This is a genomic window from Dietzia sp. NPDC055343, from assembly GCF_053645265.1.
Window position 1 is genome coordinate 23,397 of sequence record NZ_JBSHMJ010000021.1, and the last position, 13,961, is coordinate 37,357.

The 13,961-nt window shown below is 67.3% G+C and carries 13 protein-coding genes; 8 read left to right on the forward strand and 5 right to left on the reverse strand.

Annotated elements, in window-relative coordinates:
- Nucleotides 1-245 precede the first annotated feature (245 nt).
- The gene (gene mobF / locus ACWIE7_RS11390) at nucleotides 246-3,770 is read right to left on the reverse strand and encodes a MobF family relaxase (RefSeq protein ID WP_378002071.1); all 3,525 of its coding nucleotides are present in this window, start codon (nucleotides 3,768-3,770) and stop codon (nucleotides 246-248) included.
- Nucleotides 3,771-4,016: 246 nt separating this feature from the next.
- On the opposite strand from mobF, the gene ACWIE7_RS11395 reads away from it, so the two are divergent.
- The gene (locus tag ACWIE7_RS11395; RefSeq protein ID WP_378002072.1) at nucleotides 4,017-4,388 is read left to right on the forward strand and encodes a hypothetical protein; all 372 of its coding nucleotides are present in this window, start codon (nucleotides 4,017-4,019) and stop codon (nucleotides 4,386-4,388) included.
- Complete coding sequence (locus tag ACWIE7_RS11400; protein WP_378002073.1) at nucleotides 4,372-4,944, forward strand: hypothetical protein; 573 nt, start codon at nucleotides 4,372-4,374, stop codon at nucleotides 4,942-4,944. Before ACWIE7_RS11395 ends, ACWIE7_RS11400 begins: the two co-directional genes overlap by 17 nt.
- Before the next feature lie 484 nt (nucleotides 4,945-5,428).
- On the opposite strand, the gene ACWIE7_RS11405 is transcribed toward ACWIE7_RS11400, so the two are convergent.
- The gene (locus tag ACWIE7_RS11405) at nucleotides 5,429-6,007 is read right to left on the reverse strand and encodes a hypothetical protein (RefSeq protein WP_378002074.1); all 579 of its coding nucleotides are present in this window, start codon (nucleotides 6,005-6,007) and stop codon (nucleotides 5,429-5,431) included.
- Between the two features lie 458 nt (nucleotides 6,008-6,465).
- Here ACWIE7_RS11405 and ACWIE7_RS11410 point away from each other — a divergent pair, with 458 nt between their 5' ends.
- The 3 genes from ACWIE7_RS11410 (at nucleotide 6,466) to ACWIE7_RS11420 (ending at nucleotide 7,460) form a co-directional block, all read left to right on the forward strand.
- Nucleotides 6,466-6,723: a type II toxin-antitoxin system Phd/YefM family antitoxin gene (locus ACWIE7_RS11410; protein ID WP_017836490.1), complete on the forward strand. Its 258-nt coding sequence runs from the start codon at nucleotides 6,466-6,468 to the stop codon at nucleotides 6,721-6,723.
- Between the two features lies 1 nt (nucleotide 6,724).
- The gene (locus ACWIE7_RS11415) at nucleotides 6,725-6,982 is read left to right on the forward strand and encodes a Txe/YoeB family addiction module toxin (protein ID WP_017836491.1); all 258 of its coding nucleotides are present in this window, start codon (nucleotides 6,725-6,727) and stop codon (nucleotides 6,980-6,982) included.
- A 97-nt stretch (nucleotides 6,983-7,079) separates the two neighbouring features.
- Nucleotides 7,080-7,460 (forward strand): histone-like nucleoid-structuring protein Lsr2, encoded by a 381-nt coding sequence (locus ACWIE7_RS11420; protein WP_454058740.1) that lies wholly within the window; start codon nucleotides 7,080-7,082, stop codon nucleotides 7,458-7,460.
- Nucleotides 7,461-7,744: 284 nt separating this feature from the next.
- Here the strand turns inward: ACWIE7_RS11420 and ACWIE7_RS11425 are convergent, their stop codons facing one another.
- A complete protein-coding gene (locus ACWIE7_RS11425) occupies nucleotides 7,745-9,166 on the reverse strand; it encodes an MFS transporter (protein ID WP_378002076.1) in 1,422 nt (473 codons plus the stop codon).
- 215 nt (nucleotides 9,167-9,381) lie between these two features.
- Here ACWIE7_RS11425 and ACWIE7_RS11430 point away from each other — a divergent pair, with 215 nt between their 5' ends.
- Both ACWIE7_RS11430 and ACWIE7_RS11435 read left to right on the forward strand, forming a co-directional pair.
- Nucleotides 9,382-9,771 carry a metal-sensitive transcriptional regulator gene (locus ACWIE7_RS11430; RefSeq protein WP_378002077.1) on the forward strand — a complete coding sequence of 130 codons (390 nt, stop codon included), beginning with the start codon at nucleotides 9,382-9,384 and terminating at the stop codon, nucleotides 9,769-9,771.
- Nucleotides 9,772-9,839: 68 nt separating this feature from the next.
- A complete protein-coding gene (locus ACWIE7_RS11435; protein ID WP_378002078.1) occupies nucleotides 9,840-10,460 on the forward strand; it encodes a DUF305 domain-containing protein in 621 nt (206 codons plus the stop codon).
- A 216-nt stretch (nucleotides 10,461-10,676) separates the two neighbouring features.
- Here the strand turns inward: ACWIE7_RS11435 and ACWIE7_RS11440 are convergent, their stop codons facing one another.
- Entirely contained in the window at nucleotides 10,677-10,880 is a 204-nt protein-coding gene (locus ACWIE7_RS11440; RefSeq protein ID WP_454058741.1) for a hypothetical protein, read from the reverse strand.
- Between the two features lie 48 nt (nucleotides 10,881-10,928).
- Here ACWIE7_RS11440 and ACWIE7_RS11445 point away from each other — a divergent pair, with 48 nt between their 5' ends.
- Nucleotides 10,929-12,854, forward strand: a complete 1,926-nt coding sequence (locus ACWIE7_RS11445) for a heavy metal translocating P-type ATPase (protein WP_454058742.1) — start codon at nucleotides 10,929-10,931, stop codon at nucleotides 12,852-12,854.
- Here ACWIE7_RS11445 and ACWIE7_RS11450 read toward each other — a convergent pair.
- Nucleotides 12,851-13,957, reverse strand: coding sequence for a GlxA family transcriptional regulator (locus ACWIE7_RS11450; protein ID WP_378002080.1), 1,107 nt, complete (start codon nucleotides 13,955-13,957; stop codon nucleotides 12,851-12,853). The two genes, ACWIE7_RS11445 and ACWIE7_RS11450, sit on opposite strands and share 4 nt — an antisense overlap.
- Nucleotides 13,958-13,961: the final 4 nt, after the last annotated feature.

Here is a 13,961-nt window from a genome sequence, read left to right on the forward strand (position 1 = left end):
GTGCCGTTGCCATAGGTGTTGCCCTCTTGCTGGGGTTGGGAATGTGTTCGTCCTCTGACGACGACAGCACATCGCGCAGCCCCGGCAGCTCGAGCAGCGGCAGTTCAAGTAGTAGTGGCGCCCGTCTTAGCCCATTGGATTGTGAAGCGCTGAGGATGACGGCCCTGGACAACGAGAACCCCGAGCCGTGGAAGGCGATGGACAAGTACGACAAGTACTGCTGACAACTCCCTGTCGTCTCTGGCTCACCACGGGTCGGGGGAGGAATCGGTGGTGGTTCCCCAATCCCATTGCGGTCCGGATGTCGACTCGACGTCCGGGCCGCGTTCTTGTTCTGCGGCACGGTGGGCCAGATAGGACTCAGCGAAGTCGTCAGACGCCGCGGGTGCCGGCGCGGTGGTGAGCGAGCCGTACGTGGTCGCCAGCCACGCTGCCAGTTCGGTGTCGGTGGCCGGCGCGATTGGGGGAGGGGTGGGCAGGGCGTCCCGGTCCCGGTCCTCATTTGTCGCGTGACGTATCCGGTGCGCGATGACGGGCCCTGGATTGTCGGCGGTCTCCAGGTTCGCGGTGGCCTCGGCCCACAGCACGCGGGGGTCGTAGCCGGTCTTGGCGGCGTCGGTCCAGGCTCGGGCGAGAGCGTCGTATTGGTCGCCTCCGGGCTCGAGGTGTCGGCTGTAGAGGCGCGGCAGGGCGTCGATGTAGGTGGGCAGCGTGGAGCTGGTGAAGGATTCAGCAGCGAGGTCGACGCCGTGGCGGTACAGCGCTTCAATGCGCGCCGGGTCGGTGGCGTTATCCATCTCCTCGCGCAGGGTTGCGGTCGCGGAGGCTTGGTGGGTGTCGCGCCTGAGAATGGCGGCCAGTACCTCGGCGGCGGTGGGGGCGTCGTGGTCGCCGGCTGAGTGCATGTGGGCGTCTTCGGCTGACAGGTCGACCGTGGGTTCGCACACGGCGTAGGCGCGGTTCTCTCGTCTGCCGCGGGTCATTGCGACGTACAGGCCGGCACGGTCCACCGAGGTGTCGACGACTGCGTGGGTGGTGTCGACGGTGGCGCCCTGGGCACGGTGGATGGTCGTGGCGTAGCCCAGGTGCATGCTCCTGGTCGCGTAGCTGGCAGGCACGAGCATCTCGTTGCCGGTGTTGATGTCACGCACGCTTAGTGAGCCGTCGTCGGCGATGCCGGTGAGGGTGAATAGTTGGCCGTTGATCACCCGGCCGAGGTACTTGCTGTCGGAGGTGTAGAGCTTGGCGTTCTCACGGGCGATGATCGTGTCGCCGACGCCGACGGTGTCGCCTCGGGAAAGGCGCGTCGTGCGGGTGTCATCGACGTGTCCGTGGGCGATCCGGTCGGCGCGAATGACCTCGTTGAGCGAGTCGACGTCGCTGTTGTTCGAGGCGATGACCAGGCTCCTGCGGCCGGCCCTGGTGTCGTCGAGGAAGGCTTGAACGGCGTCGGTGAGCATCTGTTCGCGGTGCCCGCCACGGATCCAGCCACGGTGTGCGTAGAGGTCCAGGGCGTCGGTGTTGCCTTCGCGTAGGGCGAGCGTTGCCTCGGCCTGCTCGGTGTCTGCTCCCATGCGCATGACTTCGCGCAGTTCGACTGTTCCCGGGGTGCGGGTCAGGTCGGCGAACAGGCCGCCGGTCTCGACGGCGGCGAGCTGTTTCGGGTCTCCGATCAGGCGCAGGACGGCGCCGGATTCGGCGGCGATTTCGGTCAGCGCGGCGAGGTTTTCGGTGCTGGCCATGCCCGCTTCGTCGACTAGCAGCATGTCGCCGGGGCGGATGGTCACCGGCAGCGCCTCGAGGCTCCTTCCCGGGGCGCCTGGGTTGCGACCGAGCCAGGTGAAGGTCAGGGAGTCAATGGTGTGGCAGTCGGTGCCGATGTCGCCTGCCAGCACGCTGGCCGCTGCCGCGGAGGGCGCTAGACCGATGACGTGGCGGCCCGTGTTCTCCCATGCCTGCACGACCACTTTCATGGCGGTGGTCTTGCCGGTGCCGGCCGGTCCGACGCCGGCGGCGAGCAGGGTTCCAGCTCCGACGAGGTGGTGGGCCAGTTCGGTCTGGCCGGTGTTGAGCGGCCATCCTGTGGCCCTCGCGTGGGCGGCAAGAGCCTTTTCTAGCGTGGCGCGGGACGCGATCACTGCCACGGGTGTGCGAGCTGCGTCGAGGACGCGGGTCTCGGCGTCGAGCACGGCCTGGGTGGTGTACTTCTCGGCGTTGGCGTGCCGGTCTATACCTGCGCCGGTGTGACCGGTCAGGGGCTCGGGCAGGCTCAGCGGCTCGGGGGGCGTCAGCTCCACCATGAGCTCTCGGAGCGCGATGTCCATGACCGTGGCGTGGGCCTGGTCGAGAGCGCCTGAGGAGGCGAACCGGTAGCCCTTCAGGAGGGTGGATACGGCGGTGTCGACGTGCGACCGGCGGAACTGAGCGCGGCGTGACGACACCGATTGGACGGCCTGCGCGGCGACCTGTCGGGCGTGGCTTTCGGCGTCGAAAACCTCGCGCGGCGCATCGACGGTGGCCTGCTCGGTGACGTCCCGGACAACGGATGAGACGGCGTCGGCGCCGATGGTCTGCTCGGCCACCCGGCGCCAGGCGGCTCGGTGCTCATCGAGGGATTGGGCGGGCTTTTTGGCGTCGCGGGTGTCGAGGATCGCCTTCTGCCACAGGGCGTACGCCGCTCGCTGGGTGGGCTGGCGACCGTTCTTCTCTACGTACTGGGCAACGAGCTGCTCGTAGACCGGACGGGCTAGTGCTCGACGCGTGGAGAACACGTCAATGAGACGGCGGTCGATGCCCTTGATTTCCCAGATCGGCGCTTTGTCCGGGTGCGGGTAGTGCGCCTGGAAGTCCAGCCCCATCCGGCGGGAGAGCAGGTCGTGCAGGACCGCGTCGTAGCGTGCCGAGATCGCCTGGTGCATCTGGTGGATCGTCCGCGAATCCAGCGTGCGCCACCGGCCGTCGGGGCCTTGCACCTTGTTGGCGATCAACACGTGCGAGTGCAGGTCCGGGTCTCCGCCACGGGTGTCGAAGTGCGTGAACTCAGCTGCGACGATGCCCCTGGTTTTCACCTGCTCGATGCCGCCGGCGCCCACGCGGGTGTAGATCGCATTCTCCTCGGCCCATCGCAGGGCCTCGGCCACGGCCTCATGGTGTAGCGCCGCCACTTTCGAGGCCGTTTGCTTGTCGGACAGCGCCCACAGAACGCTGACACTTTTGACCGGTGAGAAGGTGAAATCGAACCCGGCGACGGCCTGGCGGACCTTGTCCCGTTCGCGGTTTACCCAGGCGATGACGTCCTTGCCGGAGGCGTGTTCGTAGCCGAACTCGCTCGTGTAGAACGGGCGGGCCACGCTCTCGGCAAGGTGGTTTCTCTCGTCGGGAGTGGGGCGGCGGCCCTCGGCGGCGAGGAACGACTTTTCGGCGGCGGAGATCGCGGCGAGGACCGGGACATCGCCGGAGTACAGGGGGTAGAAGCGGCCCAGCTTGCAGGAGGCCAGGCTCTTCCCTTCGGCCATCATCTGATCGGTGTCCGGGTGTAGCCCTTCGCCGTACAGGGCGGCCATTTGGACCTCGCCCACGACTGTGCCGGCGGTTGCTGTCTCAGACAGAAGGCCGGCCAATCCGCTGCCAATCCACCGCCCCGGCGGTGTGCCCTTGGCCGCGTAGTAGTCCGACAGCGACTTGCCTTCGGGGTCAGCGTCATGGGTGGCGACCGAGCGCAGCAGGTACTGGTATCCAGTACCGGCGTGCACCGCTCGGAGGCTCATCATGAGCCCCAGCGTAGAGGCGCCCCGGGGCGGCGTCTACGCACGCCGCGCCGTCGGCGCGCTGAGAAGGCATTTTCCGGACGTCACTAGTAGTGCCTACTGTGTGTGGCTGTTAGAGCGAGCAGCAGCGAGTGTCGAGTCTGGCCACGGCGGTGGCGGATCTACGGGGGCCAGCGTGAACGACGAGGTGGTCGGGTGGGGAGTGGTTGGTGCTAGCGGGTGTCGTAGGAGTGCTTTAGGGTTTGGTTTATGGCTGCTACGAAGACTGATTCGCGTTCACAGACCGCGCGGGCCCGTGCCCGCCAAGCGATGGCGGACGAGCTCGAGCGGGCGCGCAAGCGCGAGTCCAAGCTCGTGGCGGTGTTCTCCGCGATCGACGCCCGCGCCGACGCCGAAGCCGCACTCGGTGATGCGCTCATCGAGCTCAAAGACCTCGGCGTCGTCCAGGCCGACCTGGCCGAGATGACCGGACTGTCCGCTCGCGAGGTCGGCGCCGCCATTCGCGCGGCGAAGGAGCTCGTCGACGGCGAGCCCACTGAAACATCGCCCGACTCCTCCATCGACGCAGACGCTCGCGGTGAGGATTCCCAGTCGGACAACAACGGTGCCCACGATCACTGACCCCCACCACGACCCGGGGGTCGCCGACATTCCCTTGCCCGGAATGGACCTCGGGGCGGGGTCCCACACGTCGGTGCGGCCTTCTCGTCCGTACGATCCGACACTGCCTCCCACCAGAGCCGCAATCACCGCGTTCTGGTCCCGCGTCGTCAAGGCACCCGCCGGCGGGTGTTGGATCTGGACCGGAGCAATCTCCGATGGCTACGGAAGGATCAGCTGGCGATCAGGCGGAATCAGCCGCACCGAGTACGCCCACCGCTTCGCACTTGTCATCGCCGGCGAACTCGACGCGGGTGCAATCGGCGAGCACCGCTGCAACGAACCGCTGTGCGTGCGCGTCGACCCGGCTCACCTCATCGCCTCCACTCAGTCGGCGAACCTGCTCTACGCGGTGGCCTGTGGCCGCACCGGGATCATCCGCAGCCTGGCCGAGCGCCACGATCGCCAGGCCCGCTCACTGGCCGTCCGCAACGCCGTGGCAGACGGCTGGGACCCGGTCGCCTACGCACGGGCATCCGGCAACGCCGCACCGCTCGACACACCCCCACTGTTCTGAAGGCTGCAGTACAGTCGCCCCAAGAGATGGCCTCGCCGGGCGGCGGGGCCATCTGCCGTTGGCGGACCGGGCCAGGATGTGTCAGCGGGGCGCTGCTTGTCGGCGTAGCCGGCGCAGCTGCCAGTACCGCGGGACCGTCCACCGCAGCGGGGTCCTATCGATCACCCACAGCGCCAACCGCGACCGATAGTGCACGCCCGTGGCGCACCGCGAACGACCAATGACCGACAAACCACGCAAGTAGACCGAGCGCCGCTACCGCCGACCCCACGCGCAACCGGCGGCAAGGCCACCGCGCCGCCAGCGACGACAGCGATAGCCAGCAGCGCGGTCTCCAGATCCCACATTCCACACTCCTGTCGCTAACGCCTTCCCTCCGCGGCGCCACACGGGCCGCGGCGCTCCACAGACCTCACGGCCGGATCGGCTGTCAGTGTGGCTTTCCCCTCCGACAGTCAGTGCGTTTCGTGCTCTGGCGAGCTGGCTATGACTGGCCCGGTTGATCCGACTGGCCTGGCTTGCGAGCGGTCTCGCGCAGCGAGTCCAGGACCTCACGCAGGGTGTCCGAGGTGGCCTCAGCCCGGACCCGTGCCCGGTCGGACTCCTCGGCCTTGGCGCGCGCGACCGCGGCGTCCTGGCGCACGGTCTCGAGCTGACCGCGCAGCTGCTCAAGCTCGCCGCGCACTGCCTCGAGCTCGCCGAGTGCGCGGTCGCGGACCGCGACAGCCTCGTCGCGTTGCGACTCCGCTTGCTCGGCCGCCTCCAGTGCGGCGGCCTCGCCGCCGCGGGCTGCATCGAGCGCCACAGCGGCCTGCTCGTCCGCCTGCTCGGCGGCCCGCTTCCACGCCGCGGCCCACACCGAGGCCACCATCGCCGACATTGCCTCCGACAGATCTGGGGCCTCGGGCACATCCCCGGCAACGCCGGTGGCGTGCTCGCGCATCCATGCGGCCACCTCACCGATGCGTACCCCCGCTTCGCGCTGCACGCTGCGCACGGTGACCTTGTCCCCCCGTGCAACGAGTACCCCATAGGCTCGAGCGATCTTCTCCGGCGTCGACATGACAGCCCTCCAGTCAGGTAGCGGGTAACCGGTAACCCCTTTCGTTACCCACGTTACCACCGAGGCTGGACAGGGCCCAGCCATCCGCGCTTTCAGGGCCGGGGGCGGGCGCGAGCTGGCCGTCGACGGGGGCCGCCGGCGCGGCGAGGGAGAGCCAGATTCTGGCCACGCCGCTGTGGCCCCAGCCGCGGACGAGACAGCGGGCCGAGACCTAACCGCTATGCGGCCACTGGGCGCCCGCGGGCCGGCGTGGCCACCGGCAGGCCCGCGCCGTGCGGCGGCGCCGATCCGGCCATCGAGACCACGCCCAGAAGTGTGAGGACTCCCGCGCAGGAGCTCTCGACACTCCAACGCTGCGCCATCCGGCCGGGCTTTTGCATACAGGCGCGGGACGCGGGAAGTCACAATGGAGCACCAACTCGGCATCCTGTACACTTTTGCGTACAGGAGGGGTTGAGATGAAGACAATGAGCTACACCGAGTCCCGGGCCCGCTACGCCGAGGTCCTCGACGGGGTCACCAACGACCGCGAAGAGGTCATCATCACCCGCGCCGGCCACGAACCGGTGGTGATGGTCTCCCTCGACGACTACGAGTCCCTGCGCGAGACCGCCCACCTCATGCGATCACCGGCTAACGCCCGACGTCTGCTCGATGCGATGGAGCGGCTCGAGTCCGGCCGCGGACAGGCGCGCGACCTGCTCGACGCCGACTGACGTGCTGCTCGTCTGGGACGACAACGCCTGGCAGGACTACCTCTGGTGGCAACAACAGGACCGCAAGATCCTCAAACGCATCAACCTGCTCCTGCAGGACATCACCCGCAACGGCAATGAAGGAATCGGCAAACCCGAACCCCTCAAATACGACTTCGCCGGATACTGGTCCAGACGCATCACCGACGAGCACCGACTCGTCTACAAAGTCACCGAAACCGAAGTCCGCATCGCGACCTGCCGCTACCACTACGGATGACCTTGCTGCCCACGCGGCATGCGACCGGGATGCAGCCCCCAAGAGGCCCTTGGCATGAAGCGTCAACGAATGTTATTGCGCGTCATTTATCCGCCTCATGCATACTGTGATCCTGCAAAAGGCACGCATCACAATAGGGGAAGCAATGGCTCAGCAATTTCAGGTGAGATTCATCGACGATCTCGACGGAACCGACCTAGGCGAGAAGGCGAACATTATTTCTTTTGCCTTTGAGGGCAAGGAGTACGCCATTGACCTCAGTGATGACAACGCCGAGGCGTTCCGCGAGGCGGTAGCGCCGTACATCCAGGCCGGCCATCGGGTGACCGGGAGCAAGACCAAGGCCGCCCGCAGAACTGCGGCCCCGACCGGAAACACTAAAGCGATACGCGACTGGGCCCGCAACAATGGCTACGACATCTCCGACCGCGGACGGATTCCCGCTGACGTGGCCGACGCGTACGCAGCGGCAAACTAGGCCGACCGCCCGGTGCCCCCAGAAGTAATCGTTTCACCCGCTCAGGGCAGCCAATTCTGAAACCTGCCCTGAGTGGACATAGGGCCAGAAAAGTACTCCTGCCAGCCAAGATGTTAACGCCGATAATTTACCTTATGTAAAGTCAAAGGTGCCGGGTTGTCGGCCGAGCGAACTCAACCATTCCCCGGTTGCCCGTGCGCCCTGTCCGGAACCGCGCATGGTCGGACTGCGGGCCATTGCTTCGCGAGTCGTTCTGCGTTGGTCGCTAGCCGATGCAAAAATGCTCAAACGACTGTCACATGCGTGGAGCTTTCGACCGGCTGTGGTTCTTTGCTGAGCATGGCCAGGGCGAGCACGGCGGTTGCCAGTAGGACGCCCGCGCCGACGATCAAGGCTGTGCTGTATCCATCAATGAGCCCTTGTGGGCCAGAGTTACCGGCCCTGGCGGTGACGGTGGCGGCGACGCCGGCGAGGATTGCCAGGCCGAGGGCGACGCCGATCTGCTGTGCGGAGTTGAGCAGCGCTGAGGCAATGCCCGCCCGGTCGGGCTGGACGCCGTAGACGGCGGCTTGGGTCAGTGCGATCGTGCCCAGGCCGAAGCCCAGTGCGATGAGGAGCATCGCCGGTGCCATCAGCGACCAGTAATTGGTCTCCATCTCGATTAGCGAGAACCAGAACACGCCTCCCGCTCCCAGTGTCGCGCCGATGGCGGCCACGTAGCGGGGCCCGGTCTTGAGAAGTAGTTTTGGCGCGATTCCGGCGCCGAGCATGATGCCGAGGGCGAAGGGCAGCCAGGATAGGCCGGTGCGCAGCGGGCTGAAGCCTGCAACTTGCTGCATGTAGAGGGTGATTACGTAGAACGTGCCCATCGGCCCGATCGCCAGGCCCAGCATCGTCAGATATGCGCCGGCACGGTTGTGATCATCAAACAGGCTCAGCGGCACCAATGGACTGTTGGTGGAACGCTGCGTGCGGACGAACATTGCTAGCAGAACAACGGCGACCGCGATGAGGATGTAGGCGACGGCGTCGGTGAGCCCGTCCTCGCCGAAGCGGGTGATCGCGTAGACGAGACTGACCATGCCTGCGGTAGCTAGGGCGGCCCCGATCCCACCGAGGCGACCACCGTGGCGCCCGGCAGAGGCCAGGGTACGGGTACCCAGAAGCACCAGCACTCCGATGGGGACGTTGATGAAGAACACCCACCGCCAGTTGAGCACGTCGGTGAGCACACCCCCGAGTAGGAGGCCGAGGATGATTCCGAGGCCGGACATGGCCCCATAGAGCGAGAGCGCCTGATCGCGCATCTTCCGCTCGGAGAACGTCGTCGCGATCAGCGCGAGCGCGTTGGGAGCAGCCATCGCCGCCCCGATTCCCTGCACGGCTCGGGCAGCGATGAGCATCTCCACACTCACGCCGAGGCCGCCGAGAAGGGAGGCGCCGACGAAGACCGAGAGACCGAGTCGCAGCGTGCGCCTGCGGCCCCAGAGATCGCCAACCCTGCCGCCCAGGAGCAGAAGCGCGCCAAAGGCGAGGATGTAGGCGTTGACCACCCAGGGCAGCAGCGTCGGTGCGATATCGAGCTCGCGCTGGATGCTCGGCAAGGCGATGTTCACGATCGAGTCGTCGAGCACCACCATCAGCTGGGCCGAGGCAATCACCAGCAGTGGGATTAACCCGCCGCCGACCGGCTTTATGGACGTCATCAGGTGTCCCTCCTCCGCGCAGCCCGATGCCGCGCGAAACGCACCGTACAGTACCCCGGGGGGGTATCAACAACCCATATCCCCACCCCATACCTGACGCACTCGGGCCCCGACTGCCGAAATGCTGAAAGCCCCGTTGCCTATATACCCCTCAGGGGTATACAGTCTCATCATCCACATACCCCTGCGGGGTATATAGAAGGCAGGGCTCCGCCATGACGACCAACCCGCATCCCACATCCAGTTGCTGCAGCACCACAGCCACCGAACCCGCCAGCGGCCGGGAGAACTCGCCCGTTGTTAATGAGGCGCCCATCGAGCATCAGCACGGGTACATCAGCGACAAGCAGGCGTATCTCCGGCGCATGAGCCGCATCGAAGGTCAGGCCCGCGGCGTGTCCAAGATGATCGCCGATGAGAAGTACTGCATCGACATCCTCACCCAGGTCAGCGCCCTCACCCGTGCGCTCCAGAGCGTCGCCACCGGCCTCCTCGACGACCATCTCAAGCACTGCGTGCTGGACGCGGCCAAGCTCAGCGACGACGAAGCCGCAATCAAGCTCCAAGAAGCCAGCGACGCCATCGCCCGATTCATCCGCTCCTGACACGACTAGTAGTCCCACCTCTGCTGACCAGCAACGGATGCACACGCGAACCGGAAGGACACCCCTCGATGACCAGCAAAAAGATCTTCGTCTCCGCCGCCGTGACCGCCGTCGCCCTGGCGCTGTCCGCCTGTACCGATAGCGGTGACGACACGGCGGCCGCGCCCACCACTCCGGCCGGAACTACTACTTTCGCGACCGCCCCCGGCGAGGCCGCGCAGCACTCCGAGGTCGACGTGATGTTCGCGCAGATGATGATCCCGCACCACCAGCAGGCGATCGAGATGAGCGAGATCACCCTGGCTAAAGACGACGTCCCCGCCGACGTCGCGGCACTGGCAGAGGAGATCAAGGCTGCTCAGGGCCCGGAGATCGCGCAGTTGACCGACTGGCTCGAGCAGTGGGAAGAGCCCATCGAGGCGCAGGACGGTCACGGCGGTCACGACATGTCCATGATGGAGGGAATGCTCTCCGATGATGAGCTCCGGGAGCTGTCCCAGGCCCAGGGAGCCGACGCCGCCCGGATGTTTTTGGAGCAGATGATCGCCCATCACCAGGGCGCCATCGCCATGGCCGAGGACGAGGTCGAAGGTGGCCGTTACCAGCCTGCGGTCGAGTTGGCCCAGACCATCATCGACACCCAGCAGCAGGAGATCGACACCATGCGCGACCTGCTCACCTCGCTCTAACCACCCGATCGCCAGGGGCCACACCGGCCCGGCACGACACCCGAGACACCACACCACGCGGAGAGGAAGATCCATGTTGTCCACAACGCGCTCTGCGCTCCCACTCACAGCGGTCAAGGAAGCGTGTTCGTGCTGCTCCACGCCCACGGGCCTAGGACGGATCGCCGCCACCGGCCGTCCGCAGGCTGACGATGATGCCGCCGTGGCCGCCGGCGCTCACACGGAGACAGACAAATGAGTCAGCCACACGATCACCACCACCATGATCGCCGCGGCGGACCCGGTGACGGTTCGGCCGGGCGCCCCGACGAGATGGCCACCTCGGTAGCCGACCATCATCACTCGGGCGCGGCAAACGACGCGGCGGGCCACGGCCACACCGGGCAGCATCACGCCGGTCATGAAGACCATGGCGGTCATGCGGGGCACGCAGACCACGTCGGGCAGTTCCGACGGCTGTTCTGGATCATGCTCGTTTTGGCAGTGCCGGTGGTGGCGTTCAACGAGATGTTCGCCGACCTCATCGGCTACGAGCTGCCGGAGGCCGGCTGGGTGTGGTGGGTCTCCCCCGCCCTGGGCACGGTGATCTACCTCCGGGGTGGCCGGCCGTTCCTGACCGGCGCGCTGTCCGAGGTCCGCGCTCGCCAGCCCGGAATGATGCTGCTCATCGGCCTGGCGATCACGGTGGCGTTCATCGCCTCCTGGGGTGCCAGCCTGGGCGTGCTCGATCATGCGTTGAACTTCTGGTGGGAACTGGCCCTGCTGGTGGTGATCATGCTGCTGGGCCACTGGATCGAGATGCGCTCCCTGGCGCAGACCACGTCCGCGCTTGATTCACTGGCGGCGCTGCTGCCGGATGAGGCCGAGAAGGTCGACGGCGAGAACGTCATCACCGTCGCCCCGGCCGAGCTGCAGGTCGGGGATGTGGTGATCGTCCGCCCGGGGGCGTCGGTTCCCGCCGACGGGCGGATCATCGACGGCTCGGCCAGCATGGACGAATCCATGGTCACCGGCGAATCCCGGGCGGTCCGCCGCGAGATCGGCGACCAGGTCGTCGCCGGTACGGTCGCCACCGACTCGGGCCTGCGCGTCGAAGTTACCGCGATCGGTGAGGACACAGCGCTGGCCGGGATTCAGAAACTGGTCACCGACGCCCAGGCCTCGTCTTCTCGCGCCCAGCGGATCGCCGACACCGCGGCTGGCTGGTTGTTCTGGTTCGCCCTCGGTGCGGCTGCGATCACCGCCGCCGTCTGGAGCGTGCTCGGGTTGCCGGATGCGGCGGTGGTGCGCACGGTCACCGTGCTGGTCATCGCCTGCCCCCACGCTCTCGGCCTGGCGATCCCCCTGGTCGTGTCGATCGCCACCGAACGCGCCGCCCGCGGCGGCGTGTTGATCAAGGACCGCCTCGCGCTCGAGTCGATGCGCACCGTCGACGCCGTCCTGTTCGACAAGACCGGCACCCTGACCAAGGGCGAACCCACCGTCACCGGAATCGAATCGATAGACGGGCACACCGCCAACGAGGTGCTCGCTCTGGCTGCAGCCGCCGAGAGCGACAGCGAGCATCCACTCGCCAGAGCTGTGGTTGGGGCCGCACGGGCCCGGGACCTCACCGTGTCGAAGGCGACCGACTTCTCCTCCTCCCCGGCCGTGGGCGTCAAGGCCACGGTGGACGGCACCGTGGTCGAAGTTGGCGGCCCCTATCTGCTCGATCAGCACGGACGCGATGAACTCCCCGTCGCCGACCAGTGGCGAGGCGAGGGCGCGATCATCCTGCACATCCTCGCCGAGGGCCGGGTGATCGGCGCGCTGCGGCTGGCCGACGAGATCCGGCCAGAATCCCGCGAGGCCGTCGATGCCCTGCACGTCGCCGGAGCTCAAGTCGTCATGATCACCGGCGATGCTCGCGCCGTGGCCGACACCGTCGCCGCCGAGCTCGGCATCGACCGGGTCTTCGCCGGGGTCCGGCCAGACGACAAGGCCGCCAAGGTCGCCGAACTGCAGTCCGAGGGCAAGAAGGTCGCCATGGTCGGGGACGGGGTCAACGACGCGCCCGCACTGGCACAAGCCGATGTGGGCATCGCCATTGGCGCCGGGACCGATGTTGCGATCGGCTCCGCGGGGGTCATCCTGGCCTCATCGGATCCCCGATCGGTGCTCTCGGTCATCGAGCTGTCCCGGGCGAGCTACCGCAAGATGAAGCAGAACCTGTGGTGGGCCGCCGGCTACAACCTCGCCGCCGTGCCCCTGGCCGCTGGAGTGCTCGCCCCGATCGGCTTCGTGCTCCCCATGAGCGTCGGTGCCATCCTCATGTCCGCCTCCACCGTCGTCGTCGCTCTCAACGCCCAACTGCTGCGCCGCCTCGACCTCCGCCCGTCCGCGTTCTCCGACTAGTGGTCGTTGCCCCGGCCCCTGCGGTCGCCGAAGTCTGGGTGATCGGCGTTGGCCTTCGTCCCGCTCGGGCCCGCACTACCCGTGTGGAGCCCACCGTCCCGGCCTCCCCCAGCCGCACCTACACGCCCACCCACGCCTGACCTCGCCACCTCGGCATCCGCGCCTCCGAACCGGCTCCGGTACGACGTCGGGGTGGTCGAGAACGCCCGGACGAAGTTCTGCCGAAACGTCACGACACTGCCGAAGCCGCACTCCGTGGCGATCGCCTCGATCGGCCACGTGGTGGTCTCCAGCAACATCCGCGCGTGATCGAGCCGACGGGAAAGTACCCACCGCCCGGGGCTCGTGCCCGTGACCTCGACGAAACGGCGGGCAAAGCTCCGACGACTCATACATGCTCGACGCGCGAGCTCCTCCACCGAGAGGTTCGCGTCGAGGTGGGCCAGTGCCCACTCGATAGTCTCCCCGATCGCGCCGCCATCCCCGTTCTCTGGCAGGGGCCGCTGGATGTACTGCGCCTGATCCCCCTCGCGGTGGGGCGCCACCACGATGTGCCTGGCCACCGCGGCCGCCGCCGTGGCCCCCAGGCGCATCCGGACGATGTGGAGGCAGGCATCAAGCGAGGACGCTGTACCCGCCGAGGTGATCACGTCCCCGTGGTCGATGTACAGGTCCGAGGAGCGGACCTGAACTGCGGGGTACCGGAGGGCCAGCTCGTCAGCCCCGCCCCAGTGCGTCACCACGGTCCGGCCGTCGAGCACACCACTGCCCACGACCGGGTAGGCACCGAGGCATAGCCCGGCGACACCCCCACCACGCTCGTGGACGTCACGCACCAGGCCGAGCAACTGCGGGTCCGGCACCGGCAGTTCCGCCGGCCACGCGGGAAAGACGAGTAAGTCGGCGTCTTCCACCGATTCAGGTCCCGCCAGGTCGTCCAGCACGACTCCCTCGGTGGTGCGGACCGCGCGGCCGTCCATGCTCCAGGTGACCACCTCCCACCCCTGGGCGAGCCCTAGGCGGGTGACCTCGCCGAACACCAGCAGCGGCGCCGCGAGGTGGAACATCGTCATGTCGTCGAAGACGTGGATCGCGATACGCACCGCT

What these genes read in the sequence shown, in the direction of transcription:
- ACWIE7_RS11410 (WP_017836490.1), top strand. Translation starts at nt 6,466, where the DNA reads ATGAAGACAATGAGCTACACCGAGTCCCGGGCCCGCTACGCCGAGGTC.
- ACWIE7_RS11440 (WP_454058741.1), bottom strand. Translation starts at nt 10,880, where the DNA reads ATGACCGCCATGGTCTTCATGACCGGCGTGATGCTGCCCGGTGTGGCC.
- ACWIE7_RS11405 (WP_378002074.1), bottom strand. Translation starts at nt 6,007, where the DNA reads ATGTCGACGCCGGAGAAGATCGCTCGAGCCTATGGGGTACTCGTTGCA.
- mobF (WP_378002071.1), bottom strand. Translation starts at nt 3,770, where the DNA reads ATGATGAGCCTCCGAGCGGTGCACGCCGGTACTGGATACCAGTACCTG.
- ACWIE7_RS11425 (WP_378002076.1), bottom strand. Translation starts at nt 9,166, where the DNA reads ATGACGTCCATAAAGCCGGTCGGCGGCGGGTTAATCCCACTGCTGGTG.
- ACWIE7_RS11395 (WP_378002072.1), top strand. Translation starts at nt 4,017, where the DNA reads ATGGCTGCTACGAAGACTGATTCGCGTTCACAGACCGCGCGGGCCCGT.
- ACWIE7_RS11445 (WP_454058742.1), top strand. Translation starts at nt 10,929, where the DNA reads ATGCTCGTTTTGGCAGTGCCGGTGGTGGCGTTCAACGAGATGTTCGCC.
- ACWIE7_RS11430 (WP_378002077.1), top strand. Translation starts at nt 9,382, where the DNA reads ATGACGACCAACCCGCATCCCACATCCAGTTGCTGCAGCACCACAGCC.
- ACWIE7_RS11435 (WP_378002078.1), top strand. Translation starts at nt 9,840, where the DNA reads ATGACCAGCAAAAAGATCTTCGTCTCCGCCGCCGTGACCGCCGTCGCC.
- ACWIE7_RS11420 (WP_454058740.1), top strand. Translation starts at nt 7,080, where the DNA reads ATGCATACTGTGATCCTGCAAAAGGCACGCATCACAATAGGGGAAGCA.